Raw genomic sequence first — 25,812 nt, 5'->3', positions numbered from 1 at the left:
TCACAACCCTCAACGAAGCGGCTCAACTCCACCTCCCGACTGCTACTCCAGCATCAGGATTCTAGCCGATTTGGCGGTGTTTTCACACAGCCTCGGTCGAAGCCTGAAATCGGCTCACCCCTACTCCAGATAATCCAGCGGCAACGCCGTGGCGTCCTTGATCGTCTCCAGCACGAAGGACGAGCGGATGTCCTTGACCGCCGGCATCTTCAGCAGGCGCTTCATGGTGAAGTCGGCATAGGCGTCCAGGTTGGGGGCCACCACGCGCAGCAGGTAGTCGTAGCCGCCGGTCATGGCGTGGCAGCCCACCACCATCGGCTCGCGGCGCACGGCGTCGGCGAAGGCCTCGGCGGCGGTCTCGCTGTGGCGGTCGACCTGGACCTCGACATAGGCCAGCAGGTCCAGCCGCGCCTTGCGGCGGTCCAGCAGCGCCACATAGCCGGCGATCAGGCCCGAGGCCTCCAACTGCTTGACCCGTCGCAGGCAGGGGCTGGGCGACAGCCCGACCCGCTCGGCCAGCTCGACGTTCGTGACCGAGCTGTCCTGCTGGAGGATCTCCAGGATCTTCCGATCGGCGCGGGTGAGCTTCATCGTGACCTGATTTTCGCAAAGACTGGCAGACCCTGCCGATCCTAGCCCGCTTTCCGGCCCCGCGACACCGTCAGGCGGAGCCTTAAGGCCGGGCCGGACGTTGGGACCTGCGAGGCATCCGCCTCCACCCCGCCCGGCGCCGATCGGCGCCGGACCACCGCGAGGACGATCAACGTCCCGCCGCCACGGAGAGACCCATGCGCACCGCCCTGCTGATTTCCGCCGCGATCGCCAGCCTGTCGCTGATGGCCTGCTCGCAGAAGACCGAGGACCACGCCGGCGCCGCCGCCGACCAGGCCGGCGCCGCCACGGCCTCGGCCGCCCAGGACACCGCCGCCAACGCCAACGCCGCGGCCGCCAACACCGCCGCGGCCACGGACAAGGCGGCTGACAGCACGGCGGCCGCCGCCGACAAGGCCGCCCAGAACACCTCCGACGCCGTCGGCGCGGCCGAGCGCAAGACCGACGCCGCCGCCGACGCGGCCGCCAAGACCCACTGACGCGCCTGAACGGGGATGGGGACAGGCGCATGCGCCTGTCCCTACCAGCAGCCAAAACAAAACCCCCGGAGCTTTCGCCCCGGGGGTCTCGTTTACGCTTACAGGTACGCCACTAAACTTGTCGCGACTTTCAGTTGGCCAGCCGGCGCAGGAACGACGGGATCTCCAGATCCTCGCCTTCGTCGGCGGTCGGCTGGTCCAGCGGCTGCAGCTGCGGACGGGCCGAGCCCGTCTGGCGCGGCTGCTGGGCCGGCTGCTGTTCGTAGCGCTGCTGGCGACCGCCGCCGAACAGGCTCATCCAGCCGCCCGACTTCTGCTGCCGGCGATCCTCGTAGGTCTCGCTGTACAGCGGCTCGTCCTCGGCCTCGGCGACCATCGGGTCGACGATGCGGGTGACGCGCGGGGCCGGGGCGGCGATGCGCGGCTCTTCCACCACCGGCTCTTCGAAGCGCAGGTCTTCCTGGGCCTCGACGATCGGCGCGGGTTCCTCATAGGCCGGTTCCGGCGCATAGGCGGTCGGAGCGGCGGCGGGACGTTCGATCGGACGCGGCTCGTAGCGCATGCCCGGACGGCTGGCCTCGGCGGTGACCGGGGCCGGCGCCGGGGCGGCCTGCGGCGCGGCCGGCCGGGTCTCGGCGATCAGCGGCTGGGCCGTGGTGTTGCGCGAGACAGGCTTGGGCTCGATCTGGGCGATGGAGGCGCCGTCCATGCCGGTGGCGACCACCGACACGCGGATCACGCCGTCCAGCGACGGGTCGAAGGCGGCGCCGAAGATGATGTTGGCTTCCGGATCGACCTGATCCGAGATGGCGTTCGCCGCTTCATCGACTTCAAGAAGCGTCATGTCCATGCCGCCGGTCACGTTGACCAGCACGGCCTTGGCGCCCTTCAGCGAGACTTCGTCCAGCAGCGGGTTGGCGATGGCGTTCTGGGCGGCCATCAGGGCGCGGTCTTCGCCGGTGCCCTCGCCGGTGCCCATCATCGCCTTGCCCATCTCGGTCATGACCGTGCGGACGTCGGCGAAGTCGAGGTTGATCAGGCCCGGCAGGACCATCAGGTCGGTGATCGAGCGGACGCCCGAGTGCAGCACCTGATCGGCCATGCCGAAGGCTTCGGCGAAGGTCGTGCGCTCGTTGGCGACGCGGAACAGGTTCTGGTTGGGAATGACGATCAGGGTGTCGACGTAGCGCTGCAGCTCGCCGATGCCGGCGTCGGCCAGGCGCATGCGGTGGCGGCCTTCGAAGTGGAAGGGCTTGGTGACCACGCCGACGGTCAGGATGCCGCGCTCGCGGGCGCACTTGGCGATGATCGGGGCCGCGCCGGTGCCTGTGCCGCCGCCCATGCCGGCGGTGATGAACACCATGTGCGCGCCGTCCAGATGCTCGCCGATCTCGGGGAAGCTCTCCTCGGCGGCGCTCATGCCGACTTCGGGGTGAGCGCCGGCGCCCAGGCCCTGCGTGACCTGCACGCCCAGCTGGATGCGGCGGTCCGTCTTGGCGAACTGGAGTTGCTGCGCGTCGGTGTTGGCCACCACGAACTCAACACCCTCGAGGCCGGCCTCGATCATGTTGTTGACAGCATTGCCACCGGCCCCACCGACGCCGAACACCACGATACGCGGCTTCAGTTCAGTGGTACGCGGCGCGGAAAGAGAAATAGCCATGGGACCCTCGCGTCCTAAACGCCGAATTCGTCAACTACCGAGCGGATCAACCGCCGGGAGTCATCTCGACGATCGGGTTAACAGAACAACCACCAACCTTAATCGGTGGTTAACTGCATAAGCTGAGTCGGCCCGGGGTCGATCCCAAACTGGCCGAAAAAATCCAGTTATCCAAAGGAATCGCCAGGGATTCCTTGGGTTCCCGAGCCTAGCCAAAACCGCCGTGCGGCGGAACGCCGCTGAGCGAAAAACCCTTGGAAAACCCGGTTTCCAAAGCCTCGAAAACTAGGCTGTCAGGTGTTTCCGACACTTAGATCGTAAACGGTCATGCTTAAGACCGTTTAAGACTTGGCCGCTGTTCTTAACGAGCTTGGCCAAGACGAAAAAATCGTCGGGTCACAAAAATTTACAGTCGCACGCCCGCGGTTGCGGCTCAGCCAAGCTGGCGCGAAGTCATGCGACGCGGGGCCATCCCCACGACCGTCCGATCAAAGATTATCGCGCAGCCAGGCGGCGGCCCGGGCGACCGGGCTGGCGTTGGGATCGAGCGGGCGCTTGCGGATCGCCGCGCCGGCCAGGGCCTTGGGCGAGACCACCTCGCGCGGACCGAAGGCCGAGCGGTGCAGCACGCCGGCGGCGGCGCAGAAGGCCGGCCCCGAGGCGGCGTCGGCCAGGTGCGGCACCCGGCGCGGACGGCCCAGGCGCACGGGACGGTCGAAGACCCGCACGGCCACTTCGCGGACGCCGGCCAGCTGGCTGGCCCCGCCGGTCAGCACGATGCCCGCGCCCGGTTCGACCGGCGCGCCCGAGGCCTTCAGGCGCTCGCGCAGCAGCTCCAGCGTCTCCTCGACGCGCGGCTGGATGATGCCCTTCAGCAGCGACCGGGGCGCGATCACCGGGCCCGCGCCCGGATCGTCGCCGCGCGGCGGGGCCTCGATCATCTCGCGGTCCTCGTTGGCCGAGGCGATGGCCGATCCGTGCAGGGTCTTGATGCGCTCGGCGCCGGCGACCGAGGTCTGCAGGCCGCGGGCGATGTCCTGGGTGACGTGTCCGCCGCCGACGGCCAGGCTGTCGACGTGGCACAGGGCGCCGTTGTTGAACACCGCCACCGAGGTCGAGCCGCCGCCCATGTCGATGCAGACCGCGCCCAGGTCCATCTCGTCCTCTTCCAGGGCCGCCAGGGCCGAGGCGAACGGCGCGGCGACCACGCCCTCGAACGACAGATGGGCCCGCTCGACGCAGTGGGCGAGGGTGTGGAAGATGTTCTCGTTGATCGAGACGACCAGCAGCTCCAGACCCAGGGCGCGGCCGAACATGGCGCGCGGGTCGCGGATGCCGCGCTGGCCGTCGACCGACCAGGCGATCGGCAGCAGGTGGATCGGCTTGCGGCCGGGAATGCGGACCTGGGCCAGGGCCGAGGCGATGGCGCGCGACAGGTCGCCGTCGCCGATCGGCCGGGCGCCCAGCGACACCTGGGTGTGGACGCGATGGCTGGCCAGCTGGCCGCCGGCCGTGCAAACGCTGACGCCCTGGACGTTGACGCCGGCCACGGTCTCGGCCCGCTCAACGGCCTGGGCGATGGCCTGGGCCGCTTCGTCGAGGTTGACGATCGCCCCGCCGCGGACGCCGCGCGACTGCACATAGCCGACGCCGGCGGTGGTCAGGGTGCGGTTGTCGCGGTGGATCCCGTCGGCCTTCATGATGAAGCAGGTGACCTTGGACGCGCCAAGATCGACGGCCGCGACCGCCGGCTGACGCACGAGCGTCGCCTTCAAGCCTTCGCGGGCTTGCTTCCGGTCACCCAGTCGCGACATGGTTACAGTCACCTCACACACAAGTTCATGTTCAGGCCCCTCCGGCCACGGGCTGCCCGGGCAGCACCGCGTCGCGAGGCCTTACGGCCACCATCTCCGGGTCGCGCAGGTCGATGCGCGCGAAACCGAGATCGAGGATTCGTTGTCGTTGATCGAGTTGATCCAATTGAATCAGCGCGGACTCTTCGTCAATGGCCGGCAGCTGGATCAGCGAACCATCTTTCAGACGCAGGTCCCAGCGGCGGTCGTCGACGCGCACCAGGGCCTCCAGGCGGTCGCGCAGGCGCGGCCGGGCGTTGACGGCCGGCAGGATGGCGCCGGCGGCCTGGTCGGCGCCCTGCCCCACCACCAGCGGCAGCTGCGGGAAGCGCGCGGCGTCGGCCTCGCGGATGATCCGTCCCTCGCCGTCGATCACCCGCATGGCGCCGGAATGCTGCCAGACGGCCAGGGCCGGGCGCTCTTCGACGGAGATGAACACGGTGTCGGGCAGCAGGCGCACGACCTTGGCGGACTTGACCCAGCCCACGCCCTCCACCCGCGAGCGCAGGTCGGCCAGGTCCAGGCCAAGGATCGGTTGGTCCTGGTACAGGGCCGTGGCGTTGAGGATGTCGGCCTTGGCCATCGGCGAGGCGCCTTCGATGTGCACCGTCTTCAGCTTGAAGCCCAGGTCCGCGAACTCGCCATCGACGCCGCGGGCCATGGCCTGGCCCAGGCGCTCGGCCCGATGGCCGGTGGCCAGGGTGGCGACCAGGGCCACGACCAGGGCGCCGCCGGCCACGCTCAGGGCCAGGCCGGGCGACACGCCCACGCCGCTGCGTGCGGCTTGCAGCTTCCCAGCCGGCGGCGCGGCGTTGCGCGCGGCCGGTCGAGCCTTCGGACTTGCGGGCGCTTCGGCCCGGGGGCGCGTTGGCTTACGCGGTCCCCCCCGCACACTTGCGGGCATAAGCGTCCTCCACGATCCAGAACACTAAACGATCAAACGAGACTCCGGCGTGGTCCGCCTGCTCGGGGACGAGCGAAGTGGGTGTCATGCCAGGTTGCGTATTGACCTCTAGAAGGACCAGAAGGTCGTTAATTCCGTCATAACGGAAGTCCGCCCTGGTCACACCTCGGCAACCAAGACTTGCATGGCCAAGCTTGGCGAAATGCAGGGCGCGGTCCCTTATGGCGTCCGGAATCGGGGCGGGCAGAACGTGGACCGAGCCGCCTTCCGCGTACTTGGCCTGGTAGTCATAGAAACCTGTGGACAGGCGGATCTCGGTGACCGCCAGGGCCCTCGGACCCGTTGCCTGGCCAAGGGTTGCGACGGAAAGCTCCAACCCGGGGATGTAGGGCTCGACCATCACCTCTTCCCCGAAAGTCCAGTCCGGCGCGGCCACTTCGCGTGGCGGTCCGTTGGCGCCCTCGCGCACGATGAACACCCCGACGGACGAGCCCTCGGCGTTGGGTTTGACCACGTAGGGCGGCTGCATCACATGGTCGCGCGCGACATCGTGCCGGTTGAACAGGCGGCCGCCGGGCACGGGGATCCCCGCCGCCGCCAGCACCACCTTGCTACGGGCCTTGTCCATGGCCAGGGCCGAGGCCAGGACGCCGGAGTGGGTGTAGGCCAGGCCCAGGGTCTCCAGCACGCCCTGCACGCAACCGTCCTCGCCCCAGCGGCCGTGCAGGCCGTTGACCACGAGCTCGGGCTTGAGGGCCGTCAGGACCTGGGCGATGTCGGGACCCGGGTCGACGCGGCTGACGCGGGCGCCCAGCCGCTCGAGCGCGCCGGCGTAGGCCGCTCCCGTGGCGAGGCTGACCTCGCGCTCGGCCGACGGGCCGCCGAGCAGGACGGCGATGTGCTGGTTGGCGAGGGGGCGGTCGGCCGAGGTCATGGACCGCAGTCGTAGCGGCGTCAGGTGGAGCGCTCAGGGACAGGGCGAGGAGCTTCCATGCACCTTCTCCGGGTCGGGACCATCCGGAATGCGTCGCGCCTACCGGAACGGATGCTCGCCCCACGCCGGCCAGATGTCGGGAAGGTCGGCCGAGACCCGGTCGGGATAGACCGGCGCGCGCTTTTCCAGGAAGGAACTGACCCCTTCCCGGGCGTCGCCGGCCGCGCCGCGCGACTGGATGGCCCGGCTGTCGGCCTTGTGGGCTTCCATTGGATGGTCGGCGCCGGCCATGCGCCACAAAAGTTGCCGCGACAGCGCCACCGAAACCGGGGCGGTGTTGTCGGCGATCTCCCGGGCCAGGGCGCGGGCGGCGGGCAGCAGCTCGTCAGGCGCGTGCAGCGAGCGGACCAGGCCGCGCTCCTTGGCCTCCTGGGCGCCGAACACCCGGCCGGTGAAGCACCATTCCAGCGCCGTCTGCATCCCGACCAGCCGCGGCAGGAACCAGGACGAGCAGGCCTCGGGCGTGATGCCTCGGCGGGCGAACACGAAGCCGAACTTGGCGTCGGTCGAGGCCAGGCGGATATCCATCGGCAGCTGCATGGTCACCCCCACCCCGACCGCCGGACCGTTGACCGCGGCGATGATCGGCTTGAGGCTTTCATACATCCGCAGCACCACCCGGCCGCCGCCGTCGCGATAAACGTCGCCGACCTTGCCCTCTTCCCGCTCGATGGCCTGGGGGCTGGTGCGATCGAAGGTGGCCCCGCCGGCTGACAGGTCCGCCCCCGCGCAGAAGGCCCGGCCCGCGCCGGTGACGATCACCACACGCACGGCGTCTTCGGCGTCGGTGATGTCGAAGACCTCGATCAGCTCCTTCATCATCCGGGCGGTGAAGGCGTTCAGCTTGTCCGGACGATTCAGGGTGACGGTCGCGATCCCGTCCTCGACGGCGTAGATCAGGGTCTCGAAGCTGGGCGCGGCCATGGTGTTCCTCCGGATTTCGCGCAGTCAAACATGCGTATGAATGATGAGCAACTCCCGCCCGTACGTTCTCCAATCGTGGGGCCGCGTGACCTGTCTTCAAGGACGGCGTAGACCCGACGCGCCATGGCGGCGGCGATGCGGATCCTCACCTTTCCCTTCTATACCCCGCGCGAATCCACGCTAACGCTCGGGCCATGTTCGCCCTGCCCAAGACCGCCACCGCGCCCTTCTGTCCCGCCGAGGTGCGCGGCGCAGTGGCCGTACCCGACGGCCTGTCGCCCTGGAAGCGGGCCCTCCGCTTCGCCGGCCCCGGCCTGCTGGTCAGCGTCGGCTACATGGACCCCGGCAACTGGGCGACCGACATCGAGGCGGGCTCGCGCTACGGGACCGCCCTGCTGTTCGTGGTGGTGCTGTCGAGCCTGGCGGCCATCGTCCTGCAGACGTTGAGCCTGCGCCTGGGCCTGGTCACCGGCCGCGACCTGGCCCAGATGTCGCGCGAGCGCTACGGCCCGCGCACGGTCAAGGTCCAGTGGCTGCTGGCCGAAGTCGCCATCATCGCCTGCGACATCGCCGAGGTGCTGGGCAGCGCCCTGGCCTTCAAGCTGCTCCTGGGCGTTCCCTTGTGGGCTGGAGTCCTGCTGACCGCGCTGGACACGGTCATCGTGCTGGGCCTGAAGGGCAAGGGCTTCCGGCAGCTGGAGGCGATCATCCTGGGCCTGGTCGGCACGATCGGCATCTGCTTCCTGGTCCAGTTGATCCTGGTCAGGCCCGACGCCGGCGAGGTGGCGCGCGGCCTGGTCCCGTCGCTGGAGGCCCTGAAGCAGGGCAACGCCCTGTACCTGGCCATCGGCATCGTCGGGGCGACGATCATGCCGCATAACCTTTATCTGCACTCGTCGATCGTCCAGACGCGGGTGGTCCCCGTCGACGAGCCCGGCAAGCGCGCGGCCCTGCGGCTGGCGACGCTGGACACCGTGGCCTCGCTGGCCGTGGCCCTGTTCATCAACGCCGCCATCCTGATCCTGGCGGCCTCGGCCTTTCACCGGACGGGCAATACCGAAGTCGCCGGCATCGAGGAGGCCCACCGCCTGCTGGCGCCTCTGACCGGCGCGGCCGTGGCCGGCTTGCTGTTCGGGATCGCCCTGTTCGCCTCGGGCCAGAGCTCGACCTTCACCGGCACCATCGCCGGCCAGGTGATCCTGGAAGGCTTCCTGAACCTGTCCATCCCCTGCTGGCAGCGGCGGTTGATCACCCGGGGCCTGGCCATCGTCCCGGCCCTGGTCGGCGTGCTGACGATGGGCGAGCATTCCGTCGGCAAGCTGCTGGTCCTGACCCAGGTGGTGCTGAGCGCCCAGCTGCCGTTCGCGATCTTTCCGCTGCTGCGCTTCACCGACGACAGGGCGCTGATGGGGGTGTTCGCCAACGGCCCGGTCACCAAGGCGGTAGCCTGGAGCCTGTTCGGGGTGATCTCGTCGGCCAACGCCTGGCTGGTGGTCCAGACCTTCGCGGCTTGACCGCGGGCGCGGCGGCTGGTCTCTATCCAAACAAATGTTTGGGAGCGGGAACGCCATGAAGGAAGTCGCCTACACCGACGTCGCCAGCCTGGTCGGCCAGGAGATCGGGGTCTCCGACTGGGTCGAGATCAGCCAGGAGCGGGTCAACCAGTTCGCCGAGGCCACCGGCGACCACCAGTGGATCCATGTCGACGTCGAGCGCGCCACCCGCGAGATCGGCGGGCCGATCGCCCATGGCTTCCTGACCCTGTCGCTGATCCCGATGCTGGGCGAAGGCATTCTGCGCGTCACCGGCGTGACGCGCGGCATCAACTACGGCTGCGACAAGGTGCGGTTCACCGGCATGGTCCGGGTCGGCAAGAGGGTGCGCATGCGCCAGAAGCTGCTCGGCGTCGAGCCCAAGGCGGGCGGCCTGCAGATGAAGAACGAGTGCACCATCGAGATCGAGGGCGAGGAACGCCCCGCCTGCGTGGCCGAGACGATCTCGATCCTCTACGGGTAACTGGATCGGGGACAGGCGCATGCGCCTGTCCCCGCCCGTTGGAGCAAAGAAAACGGCCGCGGGATCGCTCCCGCGGCCGTTTGCTCGTCTAGCGTTCGACCAAGCCTAGTGCTTGATCGCGTCGCCGATCTTGTCCTGGGCCTGACCGACCTTGTTCTGGACGTCGCCCTTGGCCTTCTGGGCCTTGCCTTCGGCTTCCAGGCGCTCGTTGTCGGTGGCCTTGCCGGCGGCTTCCTTGACCGCGCCGACGCCCTTGTCGACAGCGCCTTCGACTCGATTGGTGCTCATGGCTCGCTCCTGCTGGATTTGAACTCCCCTTACAAACGGGAGGCCCGGAGCGAGGTTCCTGTGTCGGCTATCCTACCGTGAGACGGCGATGGCGGTGACTGACACCGCCGCGGCGGCCTGGGTCGCCGCCTGGGTCGAGGGCACGACCGGCTTGGCGGGGCTGGCCTGGATCAGCGGCGGCCCCGCCAGCTTGTCCAGCATGGCCACCGTCTCGCGGATATATTTGGCGTGGGTGACGATGCCGATCTCCAGGCGCTCGCCCGACAGCTCGACCTGCTGGGTCAGCATGCCGGCCACGAACTGCACCTCCTGGCTCTCGGTCGAGCCGGGCCGGCGACGCGCGCCCTGGGCCATGAACACCGGCCCGCCGGAATTGCCGGGGAACACCGAGAAGTCCATCAGGAAGGTGGGGAACACGCTGGCCGGGGCCAGCGGGTAGGAAGCGACCCGCCCGGACCGCAGGATCGGGAAGCCGGCCGGATTGGCCGACAGGCCGCGCGGGAAGCCCAGGGCCATCATCTCGTCGCCCGGACCCAGGCTGTACTTGTTGAAGGTGTCGTCCTGGGCCAGCCAGGCCAGGGGGATCGCCGCCTTGGCGAATTCCGGCGGGGCCTCGACCTCGATGGCGGCGACGTCGCGGGTGGGGTGCTTGACCCACAGCGGATGGTCGCCGTCGCGGATCTTCAGGGTGTGGGGATCATAGCGCCAGACGCCGTCGGCGCTCTGGATCCGATAGCCGATCTTGGCCGAGGCCGAGGGCATCTTGTCGAAGACGTGGGCGGCGGTGACCAGGATGGTGCGCGGCCGGCCGTCAGGCGTGGGATTTTCGATCAGGAAGCCGGTGCCGACGGTTCGCGATCCGTCGCCGAGCGGCTGCTCGAGCTGCACGGTAGCCTGGATCAGATCGACCGACAGGTCCCAAGCCATCTAAGCCCTCAAGCCCCCGATTCACCCTACGCGAGGGCCAGTTTGACCAGCGTCGTCAGGGCGCACAAGTTGGCGTTCTGACGCATCACGGGGGAAAATCTGACCATGAACCGGCGCAAAATGATGACGAGCGCGGCCGCGGTCATTACGTCGGTGTCGGCCTTCAAGCCCAAGGCCGCCGTTTCCGAGACCCGCATGACCCTGTCGCCCCCCGTCCCGCCCGTCGCCCGCAAGATCCCCAAGCGCACCGAACAGCTGGGTCGGGTCCGCGTCGACGACTACGCCTGGATGAAGGACGACAACTGGCAGAAGGTCCTGCGCGATCCGAGCCTTATCAAGCCGGAGGTCAAGGAACACCTGAGCGCCGAGAACGCCTATGTGAAGGCCATGCTGGCTTCGACCGAGGCGCTGCAGGCGGCGATGTTCGAGGAGATGAAGGGTCGCATCAAGGAGGACGACGCCAGCGTCCCCGCCCCCGATGGTCCGTGGGAATACTATTCGCGCTTCAACATCGGCGGCCAGCACCCGATCTTCTGCCGCCGGCCTCGCGGCAAGACCGACGGCGAGGAGATCCTGCTGGACTGCGACGCCCTGGCCAAGGGCAAGGCCTACAGCCAGGTCAGCGCCGCCGACCACAGCCCCGACCACCAGCTGTTCGCCTATGCCGAGGACGCGCAGGGCTCGGAGGTCCACCACATCTATGTGAAGGACCTGGCGACCGGCGAGGTCCTGAACGAGCCCGTCGAGAGCAGCACCGGCGACTTCGCCTGGTCGCCCGACTCACAGTGGCTTTTCTGGACCCACCGAGACGACAACGGTCGGTCCGACAAGATCTACCGCCGCCCCGCGCGCGGCGGGCTGAAGGACGACGTCCTGGTCTATGACGAGCCCGACGACGGCTTCTTCGTCAGCGTGGGCGCGACGGGGTCGGACGCCTTCATCGTCATCAGCGCCGGCGACCACGAAACCTCCGAGACCTTGCTGATCCCGGCCTCGGACCCCACCGCCGAACCGAAGGTGGTCGAGCCGCGCACCGTGGGCCTGCGCTACTCCGTCGAGCACTGGGACGGCCGGTTCGTCATCCTGACCAACGCCGACGACGCCATCGACTTCAAGCTGGTCGAGGCCCCGGTCGCCACGCCGGGCCGGGCGCACTGGAAGGACTTCGTCCCGCACAAGCCCGGCCATTTCATCACGGGCCTGGCCGCCTACAAGGACCACCTGGTCCGGATCGAGCGGGTCAACGCCAACACCCGGATCGTCGTCACTGACCGGGCCAGCCAGGCCGAAAAGCCGATCACGATCGACGGAGAGGCCTATGTCCTGAGTCTGGAGGGCGGCTACGAGTTCGACACCCCGGTGATGCGCTATGTCTATCAGTCGCCGACCACGCCTCGGCAGTGGTTCGACTACGACATGGCCACGGGCCAGAAGACCCTGCGCAAGACCCAGGAGATTCCCTCCGGCCATGATCCGACCGCCTATGTCACGCGGCGGCTCTACGCCAAGGCCCCCGACGGCGCCGAGGTCCCGATCACCGTGCTGATGAAGAAGGGCGTGGCCCTGGACGGCGCTGCGCCGCTGCTGCTGTACGGCTATGGCAGCTACGGCATGTCGATGGACCCGTCGTTCTCGATCCGCAACCTCAGCCTGGTCGACCGCGGCTGGATCTGGGCCACGGCCCACGTCCGCGGCGGTTCGGAAAAGGGCTACGGCTGGTTCCTGGAGGGCCGGAAGTTCAAGAAGACGAACACCTTCACCGACTTCATCGCCTGCGCCGAGCACCTGCACGCGGCCGGCTACGGGGCCAAGGGCCGGACGGTGGCCTATGGCGGCTCGGCCGGCGGCATGCTGATGGGGGCGATCACCAACCTGCGCCCCGACCTGTGGGCCGGGATCATCGGGGCGGTGCCGTTCGTGGACGTGCTCAACACCATGAGCGACACCTCCCTGCCCCTGACCCCGCCGGAATGGCCCGAATGGGGCAATCCGCTGGAGGACCCGGAAGCCTACGACTACATCGCCAGCTATTCCCCGTACGACAACGTGACGGCCAGGGCCTATCCGGCCGTGCTGGCCACCGGCGGCCTGTCGGACCCGCGGGTGACCTATTGGGAGCCGGAGAAGTGGACGGCCCGGTTGCGCGAACATACGACCAGCGGCGCCCCGATCCTGCTCAAGATCAACATGGAGGCCGGCCACGGCGGCGCTTCGGGCCGGTTCGACTTCCTCAAGGAGATCGCCCTGGACTACGCCTTCGCCGTGTGGGCGGTCGACAAGGGATGGACCAAGGCGTGACGAGCGAGGCTTCGAAGAACAAGGTCCTCCCCCTGTGGGGGAGGCGGCGCGAAGCGCCGGTGGGGGGATACGTCGGGCGTTCGATCACTCCCCCCTCCGTCGCTTCGCGACACCTCCCCCAAAGGGGGAGGATCTAGATGGCCGCGATCACCGTCCGCCCCTCCACCGACGCCGACGTCTCCGCCATCACCGCCATCTACGGCTGGAACGTGCTCAACGGCCTGGGCACCTTCGAAGAGGTTCCGCCGGACGCGGCCGAGATGGGGCGACGCCGCGCGGCCTTCCTGGCCAAGGGCCTGCCCTATCTGGTCGCTGAACGGGACGGCGTGGTCGTCGGCTACGCCTATGCCGGGCCGTTCCGCCTGCGCGCCGCCTATCGCTACACGGTCGAGGACAGCGTCTATGTCGGCCCGGACGCCGTGGGCAAGGGCGTCGGCAAGGCGCTGCTGTCGGCCCTGATCGACGCCTGCGGGGCCCTGGGCCTGCGCCAGATCTGCGCGGTGATCGGCGACAGCGGCAACGCCGCCTCGATCGGCCTGCACGCCGCCCTCGGCTTCGAACGCAAGGGCGTGTTCCCCGCCATGGGTTACAAGTTCGGCCGTTGGGTCGACCTGGTCTGGATGCAGCGCCCGCTGAACGGCGGCGGTTCGCGCGATCCCGACGCGCCGGGCCTGGAGCTCAGCGGCGTCTGAGCCGGCCGCGGGTCCGTCGGCGCCCCAACGGATTGGCTGGGGCCTTGACCGTGAATCAACTCAGGGTTCTCCTAGGGGCGACGTACCGGAGAACTCGGCGATGATCGGCGGTCTTTTGGCGGCGAGCCTGTTGGCGACGAGTTCCGGCCAGGTTCTGGACGCGGCCGCTCTGCGCGACGCCATGGAGACTGCGCGGGAAACGCCCACGGCGGAATCGCTGGCCGGCCGCCGCTTCCAGATCGCTATCCCCTTCGTCGACGAGCGCAAGCGCACCATGAAGGTGCTGCAAAGCCCCGCTCGCTGGCGCTACGATTATTCGCGCGGCGAACTGACCGTGATGATCGGCCTGGGGCAGATCAGCGCCGAGAACTACAGCGGCTTCGAGCAACAGGGGCTGCCGAACCTGCCCCGTCTCCAGACGGCTTTCTTCGACGGAAGCGAGCTGCGCAGCCCGACGACCGTCGAAACCTCGAAAGGCACGGTCAAGCGCCAGGAGGTGGGCGTTCAGAGCACCATCACCAACTACGGCCTGGCCATTCCCTATGCCGACGGCGAAACGGCGCTGCCGCCCCGCTTCCAACCTTTCATGGCGTATAAGGTCAGGATGAACCAGCAGGCCTATCATCGGCTCGTGCGCGGTATGAAGCTGGTTCTGAACGGCCAGCTGACCACCCTGGGCCAGCGGCCCGAGGTGTTCTGCGGCGAATATGATGGACGCCTGGCCGCGCCCGACACCCACATCGACGATACCGTCTACACGCTGGTCAAGGCGCGCCAGTGTTTCGCCACGGCCCGGGTCGACGCCATCTCGGTGGTGGGCGGCGGCGACGTCGTGCTGGCGGCCTGGGGACCGGGCGCCCGTTAAGCCGCGGCTCCTGGCGCGACAAGCAAAAACCCCCGCCGTCGCCGGCGGGGGTCTTGCTCGATATCGGCCTTGTGGAGGACCGATCAGCCCTTGCGGCCGCGCGGGGCCTTGGCCTTGCGGCCGCCTTGGCCGAGACCCAGGGCCTTGGCCATGGCCGAGCGGGCTTCGCTATAGGCCGGGGCGGTGGTGGGATAGTCGTTCGGCAGGCCCCACTTGGCCTTGTATTCGGCGACGGTCATGCCATGCGTCGTAAGGTGACGCTTCAGAGTCTTGTACGGCTTGCCGTCTTCGAAGCTGATCAGGGCGTCCGGCGTAATGCTGCGACGGATTTGAGCCGGCGTAGCCTTCGTAACGGTCTCGACCGGAGCCGCTTCCGGAGAGCCAATACCGGCCAGAGCGTCGTGAGTCGCCCGGATCAGGGCCGGCAGATCGGAGACCGACGTGCTGTTATTGGCCACGTAATTGGCGACGATCTCGGCGGTGAGCTCGATCAGGGTAGCTTTGTCTTCCACGAGTGTCTCTCCGGTGGTTCTTTGACTTGGAAATACACCCGCCCTGTCGAAATACAAGTACTCCATGTGGATAATCGTGCTTGCCGAGCCCTTAAGGCAACGAATCTTGAGAACAGAAACGAGCAATCCGCCGCGTTTCTAAACCATGAAGCGCGACCGAAGGCTGGTTTTTCCATCCCGAACAAGCGCTGTCAGGCCGACGTTGCTGCGACAAAAGTTTCAGCGTCGCAATGATTCGACCCGCAGCAGATGAGGCGAAGATCAGCGGCTTTTTGAAGCCGAAGCTTGTCGAAGCTGCGCCTTGTGCTTGAAAACACAAAGACTTGAGAGCGTTCGGCGGTTTTGAGAGGCGGCGGATCATGACAGACGCGGCCTTGGCCTCTCAAGCCGAGGCCGACCTCAGCGAGCCGGAAGAACTTCAAACCAGAGCATGCGCGTCTCGCGCGACGGACAATCGCCCCAAGGGAGAATCCCCGGCTTGGGACGCCTGGACCAATTCCTGTGGAAAACTGCGACGGAGCGTCGGTTCGCCAGGCGTCTCGCCGGGCCTGCCGGGCGCAGATCGATCCAGGACGGGGAAACGACGGCGCTTGGTCCTCTCCGCAGAGGGCGCGCTGTCGTCAAGTCGTCACTCAAGCCAACTACTCACGCCAGGATCGGTTCGCGTCGGCGAAACTGGAAATCCTCGCGCGCAGCATGCCACGCAAAATCGATTGTCGGACCGTGCTGTTCACGATCACGGCGACCGCTGCGGCGACGCTGGCGTCGCCGGCCCATGCGCAGACTCGACGTGATCTCGGTCCAGCCCTGACCCAACTTGCGATCGAACGGGACGTGCAGATCATCTTCCAGACTCGCCTGGTCGAAGGCCGTATGGCCGGCCGGGTCCGGCGCGGAGCTGGCCTCGACGAAACCCTTGCGGCGCTGGTCGGCGGCCAAGGCCTGGTCGTGCGCAAGCTGGGACCCGCCCTCTATTCGCTGGAGACGGTCCCGGCGCGAACCGCCCTTCCCTCATCCGGCCCGGGAGACGACGAAGTCGCGCCGCTGGAGGCGGTCGTCGTCACCGCTTCTTACGCCGCCAGTCTTGGCCGCGCCCTCGCGCTCAAGCGTCGCGCGGCCTACGGGCTGGACGCCGTCAGCGCCGAGGACATCGCCCGCCTCCCCGCCGTCAACGCGGCCGAGGCCTTGCAACTGGCGCCCGGGGTCAGCCTGGAGCGTCATCGTGGGATCGGGCTCTATGTCAGCGTCCGGGGCCTGGGCCCGCAGTTTCAGAACGTGCTGCTGAACGGCCGGTCCGTGGCGATGAACGATCTGGTCGAAAATGGTGGATTTCGCGGCCGACAGTTTCGCTTCGAGATGCTGCCGGCCGACGCCATCGAGACCATCGAGGTGGCCAAGACCACCACCGCGGACATGGACGAGGGCCCGCTGGGCGGCAATATCGACGTGCGCACGTTCAAGCCGCTCGAGCAGTCGCGCCGCGCGGCGGTTTCGGTCCGCGGCTCGGTGGGCCAGAGCGGCAAGGTCGACCCCGCCGCCTCGGGCGTCTGGAGCTGGACCAACGAAAGCGGCAGTCTCGGCCTGCTGGCCACGGGCGTGGCCGACCGCCGTCATATCCGCAATGACCGCCTCTACCAGACAGGCTGGAACCTCGACCGCTTCCCGGCGGTGCTGGGGCCGGGACTCTATACGCCCACGCGCACCCGGCCGACCATCGAGCTGGAGGACCGCCGCCTGGCGTCGGGTGATTTCGCGCTGCAATGGCGACCGTCCGCCGCCTGGCGGACCGACCTGGACCTGCTGCTGACCCGGCTGGACGCGCGTTATGACGAGTTCGGCCTCGACATCTACCCCGACGATTCCACCCTTTCGGCGCCCCGGTTCGTCCCGGGAACCCAGGTGGTGGTCGGCCACACGGTGCAGGCCGGGACCATCGACAATGTCCGATGGATGGCCTCGCGCGAGACCAGCCTGAACCGGCACGACCTGGTCGCCCTGGGCGCCCACCAGCACTGGAGCCAGGGCTCCTGGTCCCTGGAGGCCGACTACGCCTATTCCCGGGCGCGCAGCTATCATCCCGACGGTCGAGGCACGGTGCGCGCCCGGGCGGCGTTTTTCGCGCCGCTGAGCTTCGACTTCGGTCGCGGCCGAGAGGCGGGTCCGACCTTGACCACGCCGGTGGACTACGCCGATCCCAATCGCTTTGTCGGTCAGGCCTTCGACTACACCTGGAAGGACTCGCGCGACACCGACGAGGCGCTGAAACTCGACGCCTCGCGGGTCTTCGACGCCCCCTTGGTCAAGCTCAGCGCGGGGGTCGAGCAACGCCGCCGGGTGCGCGACTATCGCCGCCGCGACTGGATCCTGGACACCGTGGTCGGCGCGCCCCTGACCGCCCTGGGAGACCGGTTCCATGCCCTGACCCCGGTCTCGGACTTCCTGGCCGGGACCACCGGCGATCTCCCGCGCCATTGGGTGGCGCCCGACGCGCGCGCCTTCTACGAGCGGCTCTTCACGGCCGAGATCGCCGCGCGGCCGCCCTCGATATCGGACCTGCGCAACTCCTTCGTGGTCGAGGAGAAGATCCGCTCGGCCTACGTGCGCGCCGATTTCTCGGGCCTGTGGTTCGGGCGCGCCGTCGATGGCGACCTGGGCGTGCGCTACGCCCGGACCGACCAGGTGTCCCAGGGCGTACTGTCCAGCGGGGCCGACCCGATCCCCGCCCAATGGCGCAAGACCTATGGTGACTGGCTGCCCAGCGCCAACCTGCGCGTGACGCTCCGCCCCGACCTGCTGCTGCGCCTGGGTGCGTCGCGGGTGGTCAACCGGCCCAATGTCGTCGACAACGCCCCGCGCATCACCCTGGCCCGCGACACGCCCACGGCCAACGGCGGCAATCCCGACCTGGACCCGTTCCTGGCCACCCAGCTGGACGTTTCGCTGGAGTGGTATCTGACGTCCGGCGGGGCCCTGACCGGCGCGGTCTTCGACCGTCGGCTGGACAACTACATCACCGCCCAGAACACCTTCATCCAGGTTCCCGGGCGCGGCGAGGTGCTGCTGTCGACCAACGTCAATGGCGGCGACGCGCGGATTCAGGGGGTCGAGGCCGCCTACAGCCAGACGTTCAGGTCCCTGCCCGCCCCGCTCGACGGCCTGGGCGTGCAGGGTTCGCTGACTCTGGTGCGCAGCCAGGCCAGCTATTTCGCCGGCGACCGGGTCATCCGCAACGCCTTGCTGGGCCTGTCGCGCACCAACTACAGCCTGCTGGTTTTCTATGAGCGCGGCCGCGCATCCGTGCGACTGGGCTACGTTTGGCGCGGCCCCTACCTGACGACGATCGGCAGCTCGATCACCGCGCCCTCCCATACCGAAGCCTTCGGGTCGCTGGACGGCGCGGCGTCATGGCGGATCGATCGCCGGATGACGCTGAGCCTGGAGGGGGTCAACCTGACGGACGCGCGCAAGTACATCTACGGCGAGACTCGAGACCAGCCGATGGAGACCCACCACTGGGGCCGATACCTGTCCGCGAGGCTCAGATGGGCGTTCTGACCTTCCCCACGCCAACAGCCGAAGGCGCCTTGAAGGGCGCCTCGCCGGACCCAGTTCCCTCGCCGCTGGGCGCGCCCGGCTTCGACGCACTTGTCTCGCGCTATCGCCGCCCGCTGCTGAGCTTCTTCCAACGCCGCGCCGTCGGCGTCGAGGACGCCGAGGACCTGACCCAGGAGGTTTTCATGCGCTTGTCGCGGCGGTTCTCCCGCCTGCACTGGGGCAATCCGGACGGCCTGATCTTCACGGTCGCCGCCAACGCCCTGGTCGACCACGAGCGCCACGAGCGGTCGCGGCGTCGGGGTCATCACGTCGAGGTCGATCCTGCCCTTCCCGCCGAGGAACCCTCGGCCGAGGCGGCGGTCAGCGGGCGCGAACGCCTGCGGACCCTGGTCGCGGCCCTCGATACGCTCCACCCCAACGTCAAGGCCGTGTTCGTCCTCTGCCGTTTCGAGAACCTCAGCCAGGCCGAGGCCGCCGCCCGACTGGGGCTGTCGGTGAGCGCGGTGGAAAAGCACATGATGACGGCCATGGCGCGGCTGCGCCAAGCGCTCGGATCCCAGCATGACGCCTGACGACAAGGCCAATCCGGCGCCCGGCCCCGATCCGCGCCAACTGCTCGCCGCCAGCCTGTCGCGCCCCCTGACGGAGGCTGAGCAGTTCAGTCTCGACGCCTGGGCGGCCAGCTCGGTCGCCGCGCGCGAGGAAGTCGCCCAGACCCGTGAGATCTGGCTGGCCGCCGGACTGGCCGCCGACGATCCGGTGGTCCGCCAGTTGCGACGCTCGGCGCGCCTGGCCGCTCGCCTCGACCGACCCGAGCGGCGGTCCGACGCGATGGGCTCCCGCCGGTGGCTGGTCGGCGGACTTGGCGTGGCCGCGGCTGGTCTCGTCGCCGGGGTCTTGCTGCTGGACGCCGCCCGAACCGAAACCTTTGTCGCACCCGACCATGCGACGGTCCATCTGGCCCTGGCCGACGGCAGCCATGTCACGTTGAGCCCGGGCGGCGTGCTGACGGCCAGGCTTTCGCGCCGCGAGCGGGCGCTGACCCTGGTCGATGGCGACGCCTTCTTCGAGGTCAGTCACGACGCTCGCCGTCCGTTCACGGTGGCCGCGTCCGGCCGGACGCTGACGGTGCTGGGCACGCGCTTCAACGTCGCGGGGGGACGGCGATTGATCGTATCGCTGGTGCAGGGATCGCTGCGTGTCAGCGCGCCCGGCGCGCCCGGCGTGTTGCTCGCGCCCGGCGAACGCTATGTGGCGACCCAGGGCGGAGGTCGCGTGGAACGGGCCGATGTCGCCAACGACGTCGCGTGGAAGGACGGCCGGCTGGTGTTCGCCGACACCAGCCTGGTCGAGGCGGCCGAGCGCCTGTCGCGCGCGGCGGGCCGGCGCTTCATCATCGGCGATCCCGCGCTGGGCTCTCTGCGGCTTTCCGGATCGATGAAGGTCGGCCGGATCGACGAGGTGCGGTCGGTTCTGGAGGCCAGCCTGCCGGTGACCACCCATCTGGCGGCCAACGGCGACCTGACCCTCACCGCCGTGAACGGAACTCGTCCTTGAGCGGATAAAAGTCAGGTCTTTTCAACAGGCTGTCGCAAATATTTCACCGACCAGCGACTGAGGGCGAACGCCCGCGCTTTCGTTCTTCTCCCTCGATCCGCGCCTCCCCGCGGGTCTCAGCCCATCGGGGGAAAAGATGATCCGTTCCAAGAACCCGTCGGCGCGCCGCGCCGGCGCCGCCGCCCTCCTGGCCTCGGCCGCCCTGGCTTCCGGCCAGGCCCAGGCCGCCGAGCCCGCCGCCTCGCCCACGCCCGCCGCGCCGGCCGACGCCGTCGACGAGATCGTGGTCACCTCCTACGGCAAGAGCCTGCAAGCCGCCGCCGCCCTGAAGCGCTCGGCCGCCTATGGCGTGGACGCCGTCAACGCCGAGGACATCGGCAAATTCCCCACCCGCAACGCCGCCGAGGCCCTGCAACTGGTCACCGGCGTGACCATCGACCGCCAGCGCGGCGCCGGGCTCTATGTCAGCGTCCGGGGCCTGGGCCCGCAGTTCCAGTATGTCGAGTTGAACGGCCGCTCGATCGCGGTCAACGAACTGATCGAGAACGGCGGCGCCAAGGGACGCCAGTTCCGCTTCGAGGTGCTGCCGTCCGAGCTGATCTCGCAGATCGAGGTCGTGAAGACTCCGACCGCCGACATGGACGAAGGCGCCCTGGGCGGCAACATCAACATCAAGACCTTCAAGCCGCTGGACGTGGGCCAGAAGGCCGCCTTCTCGATCCGCGAGACCTATGGCGACGTGCGCAAGAAGGCCGATCCCTCGGCCTCGGGCCTGTTCTCCTGGACCAGCGCCGACAACACCCTGGGCCTGCTGGCCTCGGGCCTGTACGACGAGCGCCACGTGCGCAACGACCGCCTGTACCAGGTGGGCTGGAACCTCGATAAGTTCAAATCGGCGCTGGGCGGCGGCCTCTACACGCCGTCACGCACCCGTCCGACCATCGAGACCGAGCATCGCAAGCTCTATTCCGGCGCGGTGACCGGCCAGTGGCGGCCGAACGGCGACTTCCAGACCGACGTCGACGTGCTGGTGACCCGCCTGGACGTCGATTACGACGAGTTCGGCCTCGACATCTATCCGGACGACACCACCTTCCGCACGCCCGCCTTCGTGGTCGGCAGCCAAAAGGTGGTCGGCGACACCGTGGTGGGCGGCACGATCGACAACGTGCGCTGGATGGCCTCGCGCGAGACCAGCCTCAACCGCCACGACCTGACCGCCGTCGGCCTCAAGCAGGCCTGGACGCCCGGCGCCTGGAGCTTCAACGCCGAGTACGCCTTCTCGCGGGCCCGCAGCTACCATCCGGACGGCCAGGCCACCAAGCGCAACCGCCTGGCGTTCTTCGGACCGCTGACCTACGACTTCTCGCGCGGCTACAAGTCGATCCCGCAGCTGACCACCACGGTCGACTACACCAACCCGGCCAACTTCGTCGGCCAGGCCTTCGACTACACCTGGAAGGACTCGCGCGACACCGACGAGACCATCCGCCTGGACGGCGGACGCACCTTCGACGGCTGGTTCAGCAAGATCGCCTTCGGGGCCGAGCGCCACGAGATGAAGCGCGATTATCGCCGGCGCGACTGGGTGCTCAACAACGACCTGAACGTGCCGGTCAGCACGCTGGGCCCGGCCTTCTACGAACCCCTGCCCTACAAGAACTTCCTGTCGGGCTTCGACGGCAATACGCCGCGCAACTGGCTCACCCCGACCACCACGGCCTTCTACAACAGCCTGTTCACCCCGGCCGTCGCCGCCCAGCCGGTCTCGGCCGCGGACGCCCGCAACTCGTTCGTCGTCGACCAGAAGATCACCAGCGCCTATGTGCGCGGCGACTTCCGGTTCGACGCCGTCGTGCCGATCAGCGGCAATGTCGGCGTCCGCTACGCCCGCACCGAACAGGCGGCCAGCGGCACGCTGACCAGCACCGACGCCAGCAACAACCCCGTGCTGACGCCGGTGTCCTATCCGCAGGACTACGGCGACTGGCTGCCCAGCTTCAACCTGAAGGCCGAGCTCACCGACACCCTGGTCGCCCGCTTCGCCGCCTCGCGGGTGATCAACCGGCCCAACATCACCGACAGCGCCCCGCGGATCAGCGTCTCGCGCGACTCCCCCAACGCCTCGGGCGGCAACCCGGCCCTGAAGCCGTTCCTGGCCGACCAGCTGGACGCCTCGCTGGAATGGTATCCGGCCCCGACCACCGCCCTGACCGGCGCGGTGTTCTGGAAGAAGATGGACGACTACATCACCCAGCAGAACACCACGATCCAGGTTCCCGGCCGCGGCGACATCCTGCTGTCGACCAGCGTCAACGGCGGCGACGCCAAGCTGACCGGGGTCGAGCTGGCCTACAACCAGAGCCTGGCCTTCCTGCCTGGCCCGTTCGACGGCCTGGGCGTCCAGGCCTCGCTGACCGTGGTGGACAGCAAGGCCAGCTACTTTGCCGGCAACCGCCAGATCAAGGACGACCTGATCGGCCTGTCCAAGACCAGCTACAACCTGGTCGGCTACTACGAGAAGGGCCCGCTGGCCGCCCGCCTGGGCTGGTTCTGGCGCTCGCGCTACCTGTCGGGCACGGGCAGCACCACCACCGCCGAGTCCTATATCGACGCCTACGGCTCGCTGGACGGCTCGATCTCGTACGACCTGACCCAGAACTACGCCCTGACGCTGGAGGGCTCGAACCTGACCGACGAGATCCGCTACGTCTACGGCAAGACCAAGGACCAGCCGATGGAGATCTATCACTGGGGCCGCACGGTCTCGCTGACCCTGCGCGGCAAGTTCTAACGCCTCCCCCGAAAGCGGCCGCCCCCTTGGCCGCTTCAACTTTCGGCTGGGCGCGCCCGCGCGCCCAGCCGGCCCTTTCCCTTCACGAGATTCGCCATGCGCCTGTCCGCCGCCCTGCTGTCCTCGATCGCCCTGCTGGGGCCGCTCGCCGCCCGCGCCGCCGACGCGCCCCGGCTGAACGCGATGCACGTGCTGGGCTCGCACAACAGCTATCGCCCAAACCTGGATCCCGCCGCCCTGTCGCATCAGCGGCAGGTGATGGGCGAGCGCTCCGCGGGCGTCGAATACGGCCATCCGCCGATCGCGGCCCAACTGGACCTGGGGCTGCGCCAGCTGGAGTTCGACCCCTATGCCGACAGCGCCGGCGGCCTCTACGCCGCGCCCTACGCCGGTGACCCCGCCAAGCGGGCGATCATGGACCGGCCCGGCGCCAAGGTGCTGCACGCCCCCGTCGTCGACGCCCGCACCCACTGCCTGGCCCTGTCCGACTGCTTCGCGCAGGTCGCCGCCTGGTCGCGCGCCCACCCCGGCCACGCGCCGATCGTGATCTTCGTCAACACCAAGGAAGAACCGTTCAACACCCCGGCCATCCCCGACCCGCCGCTCTACACCGAGGCGGACCTGGCGGGGATCGACGCCGACGCCGTCAAGGCGTTCGGCCGGGCCGGCGTCATCGCGCCCGACGACCTGCGCGGCGACGCCACCAGCCTTCGAGCGGCGGCGCTCGCGGGGCGTTGGCCCAGCCTGGAGGCCTCGCGCGGCAAGGTGCTGCTGGTGCTGGATTCCAACCCGCGCATCGCCGAGCTCTACCGCCACGGCCATCCGTCCCTGGAGGGGCGGATGATGTTCGGGCTCTACGACGCCGCCGAACCCGAGGCGGCGGTGTTCAACATCCAGGATCCCAGGGCGGAGGAAGCGCGGATCAAGGCCCTGGTCGGCCAGGGCTTCCTAGTGCGCACCCGGAGCGACGCCGACACCCGCGAGGCGCGCCAGCACGACCTCGGTCGCCTGCAGGCCGCGGTGCGGTCGGGCGCGCAGATCATCAGCAGCGACTACTATCCCGGCGCCCCGGACCCGCTGGGCCTGCACTTCGTGGTGTCGCCGCCCTGGTTCGAGCCGGGATCGCGGTAGGATCCGGGGCGCGGAGGCCGGCTATTCCGGCCGGCCGCGCCCCGACCCAGTTCGAACGGCGCCAGGCGCCGTTCGTTCTCGAACACGTCGAAGACCCGGTCGACCGGCGGGAAGGCCCGCTGCACGCAGTCGTCGCGCTCGCAGATCCGGCAGCTGACGCCGATCGGCACGGAAGGCCCGCCCAGGTCCAGACCCTGGGCGTAGATCAGGCTGTCGGCGTATTGCGCCTCGCAGCCCAGGCCCAGCGCGTAGCGGCGGTCCGGCCGCAGATAGTCTCCGGACGACTTCACCACGCCCCGGGCGATGCTGACATAGCGCACGCCGTCCGGCATTTGGGCCAGTTGCACCAGCCAATGGTCGGGCCGGGCGAAGGCGTCATGCACGTTCCATAACGGGCAGGTCCCGCCGAACCGCGCGAACTGCAGGCGGGTGGCGCTGTGGCGCTTGGTGATGTTGCCCGCCTGGTCGACCCGCACGAAATAGAACGGCACCCCCCTCGCGCCCGGCCGTTGCAGGGTGCTGAGGCGATGGAACACCTGCTCGAGACTGGCCTGGAACAGCAAGCTCAGCTGTTCGGTGTCGTGCCGGACCGCCCGGGCGGCGTCGCGGAACCGCTCATAGGGCAGCAGCAGCGCGCCGGCCGCATAGTTCAGCAGCGCGGTGCGGCAGACCTTGGCCGCCCCCTCGCTGCGGAATCCGGCCGCGGCCAGTTCGGCCTCGACCGTGTCGGACAGCGCGGCGGCGACGACCTGATAGGCCATCTGGAAGCAGCGGGTGGCCGCGGGCTGGGCCGCGCCCAGGGTCAGCAGGCCGGCGGCGGGGTCGAAGCGCCGCAGCAGGTCCGGCTCGGGCGAACGCGCCACGCGGACGCCCAGCCGGTCGCCCAGCCAGCGCTCCAGCACGGTCTCGGCCGCCTCCCGCCCGTCCAGGCCCAGCTCGACCGCCAGGGTTTCGGACGCCATGTCCAGGCTGTGGATGTAGTTGTTCTTGTAATGGAAGAAGTCGCGCACCTCCTCGTAGGGCAGCAGGGCGCTGGCCGCCCCGCGCTCGTCCAGCGACACGGCTTCCTCGGTGGTCTTCAGCCGTTCGTCGAGGCGACGATAGGCGTGGTGCAGGGCCAGATAGGCCTTGGCGAGGTTGGGGGTGTTGGCCACGGCCGCCTTCAGCTCGTGCAGGCTGGGGGTCTCGCCGTCCTGGATCGGGTCGGCCGTGGCCTCGCGCAAGTCGGCGATCATCCGCTGGTCGTCGGCGGCGTCCAGCGACGCGGCGTCCACCTCGAACACCCGCATCACGTCGATCAGCACCCGGGCCGTCACCGGCCGCTGGTTGGCCTCGATCTGCGACAGATAGCTGGCGGAAACCCCCAGCCGCGCGGCGCAGGGCTCCAGCTTCCAGCCCTTGGCCAGGCGCAGGAGGCGGACCTTCGGGCCGATGAACAGCTTGTCGCGCATGGTTTTACAACTTTGCAGTTTCACAAGTTTCGCCATCGCAGCGTCGCGCGACAGCTCGATTTTCCCCATGTTTTGCTTGCTGACAAGCACAATAGGCTGATTTTGAAGTTCTCACTCCTTTTGCAAGAGCCAATCCGCGTGCAGCACATACTCGAGGAACTGGATCGCCGTCGCGCGCAGGCTCGGGGCGGGGGCGGTGAGGGGCGGGTGGCGGCCCAGCACGCCAAGGGCAAGCTGACGGCGCGCGAGCGGATCGACCTGTTGCTGGACGAGGGCTCGTTCGAGGAGTTCGACATG

22 protein-coding genes and 1 pseudogene are annotated in these 25,812 nt (G+C 68.7%); 12 read left to right on the top strand and 11 right to left on the bottom strand.

The features are described from left to right. Nucleotides 1-120: 120 nt before the first annotated feature. A complete protein-coding gene (locus tag ASD47_RS20975; protein WP_056760809.1) occupies nucleotides 121-591 on the bottom strand; it encodes an Lrp/AsnC family transcriptional regulator in 471 nt (156 codons plus the stop codon). 197 nt (nucleotides 592-788) lie between these two features. On the opposite strand from ASD47_RS20975, the gene ASD47_RS20970 reads away from it, so the two are divergent. Then, nucleotides 789-1,091 (top strand): hypothetical protein, encoded by a 303-nt coding sequence (locus ASD47_RS20970; protein WP_082564737.1) that lies wholly within the window; start codon nucleotides 789-791, stop codon nucleotides 1,089-1,091. Between the two features lie 130 nt (nucleotides 1,092-1,221). Here ASD47_RS20970 and ftsZ read toward each other — a convergent pair whose 3' ends face one another. From ftsZ to ASD47_RS20945, 5 genes are all read right to left on the bottom strand, one after another. Further along, nucleotides 1,222-2,754, bottom strand: a complete 1,533-nt coding sequence (gene ftsZ, locus ASD47_RS20965; protein ID WP_056760805.1) for a cell division protein FtsZ — start codon at nucleotides 2,752-2,754, stop codon at nucleotides 1,222-1,224. Between the two features lie 488 nt (nucleotides 2,755-3,242). Then, nucleotides 3,243-4,568, bottom strand: coding sequence for a cell division protein FtsA (gene ftsA / locus ASD47_RS20960; RefSeq protein ID WP_056760802.1), 1,326 nt, complete (start codon nucleotides 4,566-4,568; stop codon nucleotides 3,243-3,245). A gap of 31 nt (nucleotides 4,569-4,599) precedes the next feature. Beyond that, nucleotides 4,600-5,511, bottom strand: coding sequence for a cell division protein FtsQ/DivIB (locus tag ASD47_RS20955; protein WP_056760799.1), 912 nt, complete (start codon nucleotides 5,509-5,511; stop codon nucleotides 4,600-4,602). Continuing rightward, on the bottom strand, nucleotides 5,480-6,445 hold the full coding sequence (locus ASD47_RS20950) for a D-alanine--D-alanine ligase (protein ID WP_056760796.1): 966 nt from the start codon (nucleotides 6,443-6,445) through the stop codon (nucleotides 5,480-5,482). The genes ASD47_RS20955 and ASD47_RS20950 overlap by 32 nt, the downstream gene beginning before the upstream one ends. 99 nt (nucleotides 6,446-6,544) lie before the next feature. Then, nucleotides 6,545-7,429 carry a crotonase/enoyl-CoA hydratase family protein gene (locus tag ASD47_RS20945; RefSeq protein ID WP_056760793.1) on the bottom strand — a complete coding sequence of 295 codons (885 nt, stop codon included), beginning with the start codon at nucleotides 7,427-7,429 and terminating at the stop codon, nucleotides 6,545-6,547. Nucleotides 7,430-7,623: 194 nt separating this feature from the next. Here ASD47_RS20945 and ASD47_RS20940 point away from each other — a divergent pair, with 194 nt between their 5' ends. Beyond that, nucleotides 7,624-8,943: an Nramp family divalent metal transporter gene (locus ASD47_RS20940; protein WP_056760789.1), complete on the top strand. Its 1,320-nt coding sequence runs from the start codon at nucleotides 7,624-7,626 to the stop codon at nucleotides 8,941-8,943. Between the two features lie 55 nt (nucleotides 8,944-8,998). Next, nucleotides 8,999-9,445, top strand: a complete 447-nt coding sequence (locus ASD47_RS20935; RefSeq protein ID WP_056760786.1) for a MaoC family dehydratase — start codon at nucleotides 8,999-9,001, stop codon at nucleotides 9,443-9,445. 88 nt (nucleotides 9,446-9,533) lie between these two features. Here the strand turns inward: ASD47_RS20935 and ASD47_RS20930 are convergent. Both ASD47_RS20930 and ASD47_RS20925 read right to left on the bottom strand, forming a co-directional pair. Further along, nucleotides 9,534-9,733, bottom strand: a pseudogene (locus ASD47_RS20930) (CsbD family protein). 72 nt (nucleotides 9,734-9,805) lie between these two features. Further along, a complete protein-coding gene (locus tag ASD47_RS20925; RefSeq protein WP_056760780.1) occupies nucleotides 9,806-10,660 on the bottom strand; it encodes a serine protease in 855 nt (284 codons plus the stop codon). Between the two features lie 105 nt (nucleotides 10,661-10,765). Here ASD47_RS20925 and ASD47_RS20920 point away from each other — a divergent pair, with 105 nt between their 5' ends. From ASD47_RS20920 to ASD47_RS20910, 3 genes are all read left to right on the top strand, one after another. After that, nucleotides 10,766-12,958 (top strand): S9 family peptidase, encoded by a 2,193-nt coding sequence (locus ASD47_RS20920; protein WP_056760777.1) that lies wholly within the window; start codon nucleotides 10,766-10,768, stop codon nucleotides 12,956-12,958. A 137-nt stretch (nucleotides 12,959-13,095) separates the two neighbouring features. Then, nucleotides 13,096-13,650, top strand: coding sequence for a GNAT family N-acetyltransferase (locus ASD47_RS20915; protein ID WP_056760774.1), 555 nt, complete (start codon nucleotides 13,096-13,098; stop codon nucleotides 13,648-13,650). Between the two features lie 100 nt (nucleotides 13,651-13,750). Continuing rightward, the gene (locus tag ASD47_RS20910) at nucleotides 13,751-14,515 is read left to right on the top strand and encodes a hypothetical protein (protein WP_056760772.1); all 765 of its coding nucleotides are present in this window, start codon (nucleotides 13,751-13,753) and stop codon (nucleotides 14,513-14,515) included. 83 nt (nucleotides 14,516-14,598) lie between these two features. Here the strand turns inward: ASD47_RS20910 and ASD47_RS20905 are convergent, their stop codons facing one another. Continuing rightward, entirely contained in the window at nucleotides 14,599-15,027 is a 429-nt protein-coding gene (locus tag ASD47_RS20905) for a MucR family transcriptional regulator (protein WP_012285398.1), read from the bottom strand. Nucleotides 15,028-15,118: 91 nt separating this feature from the next. Further along, nucleotides 15,119-15,388: a hypothetical protein gene (locus tag ASD47_RS26790; protein ID WP_156402359.1), complete on the bottom strand. Its 270-nt coding sequence runs from the start codon at nucleotides 15,386-15,388 to the stop codon at nucleotides 15,119-15,121. A 335-nt stretch (nucleotides 15,389-15,723) separates the two neighbouring features. Between ASD47_RS26790 and ASD47_RS20900 the strand changes: the two genes are divergently transcribed. The 5 genes from ASD47_RS20900 (at nucleotide 15,724) to ASD47_RS20880 (ending at nucleotide 24,064) form a co-directional block, all read left to right on the top strand. After that, nucleotides 15,724-18,582 (top strand): TonB-dependent receptor, encoded by a 2,859-nt coding sequence (locus ASD47_RS20900; protein ID WP_056760769.1) that lies wholly within the window; start codon nucleotides 15,724-15,726, stop codon nucleotides 18,580-18,582. Then, nucleotides 18,570-19,154: an RNA polymerase sigma factor gene (locus tag ASD47_RS20895; RefSeq protein ID WP_056760765.1), complete on the top strand. Its 585-nt coding sequence runs from the start codon at nucleotides 18,570-18,572 to the stop codon at nucleotides 19,152-19,154. The genes ASD47_RS20900 and ASD47_RS20895 overlap by 13 nt, the downstream gene beginning before the upstream one ends. Beyond that, on the top strand, nucleotides 19,144-20,139 hold the full coding sequence (locus ASD47_RS20890) for a FecR family protein (protein ID WP_056760761.1): 996 nt from the start codon (nucleotides 19,144-19,146) through the stop codon (nucleotides 20,137-20,139). The genes ASD47_RS20895 and ASD47_RS20890 overlap by 11 nt, the downstream gene beginning before the upstream one ends. A gap of 136 nt (nucleotides 20,140-20,275) precedes the next feature. After that, complete coding sequence (locus ASD47_RS20885; RefSeq protein WP_056760758.1) at nucleotides 20,276-22,933, top strand: TonB-dependent receptor; 2,658 nt, start codon at nucleotides 20,276-20,278, stop codon at nucleotides 22,931-22,933. Nucleotides 22,934-23,029: 96 nt separating this feature from the next. Continuing rightward, nucleotides 23,030-24,064: a phosphatidylinositol-specific phospholipase C domain-containing protein gene (locus tag ASD47_RS20880; protein WP_056760755.1), complete on the top strand. Its 1,035-nt coding sequence runs from the start codon at nucleotides 23,030-23,032 to the stop codon at nucleotides 24,062-24,064. On the opposite strand, the gene ASD47_RS20875 is transcribed toward ASD47_RS20880, so the two are convergent. After that, entirely contained in the window at nucleotides 23,989-25,515 is a 1,527-nt protein-coding gene (locus ASD47_RS20875) for a short-chain fatty acyl-CoA regulator family protein (protein WP_082564736.1), read from the bottom strand. The two genes, ASD47_RS20880 and ASD47_RS20875, sit on opposite strands and share 76 nt — an antisense overlap. A 138-nt stretch (nucleotides 25,516-25,653) precedes the next feature. On the opposite strand from ASD47_RS20875, the gene ASD47_RS26785 reads away from it, so the two are divergent. After that, a partial coding sequence (locus tag ASD47_RS26785; RefSeq protein ID WP_304439930.1) for a carboxyl transferase domain-containing protein occupies nucleotides 25,654-25,812 on the top strand: 159 nt, incomplete at its 3' end.

Source organism: Caulobacter sp. Root1472 (genome assembly GCF_001426985.1).
Taxonomy (GTDB): domain Bacteria; phylum Pseudomonadota; class Alphaproteobacteria; order Caulobacterales; family Caulobacteraceae; genus Caulobacter; species Caulobacter rhizosphaerae.
The sequence above is the reverse complement of the archived record's forward strand: the minus strand, read 5'-3'. Positions and strand labels throughout refer to the sequence as shown.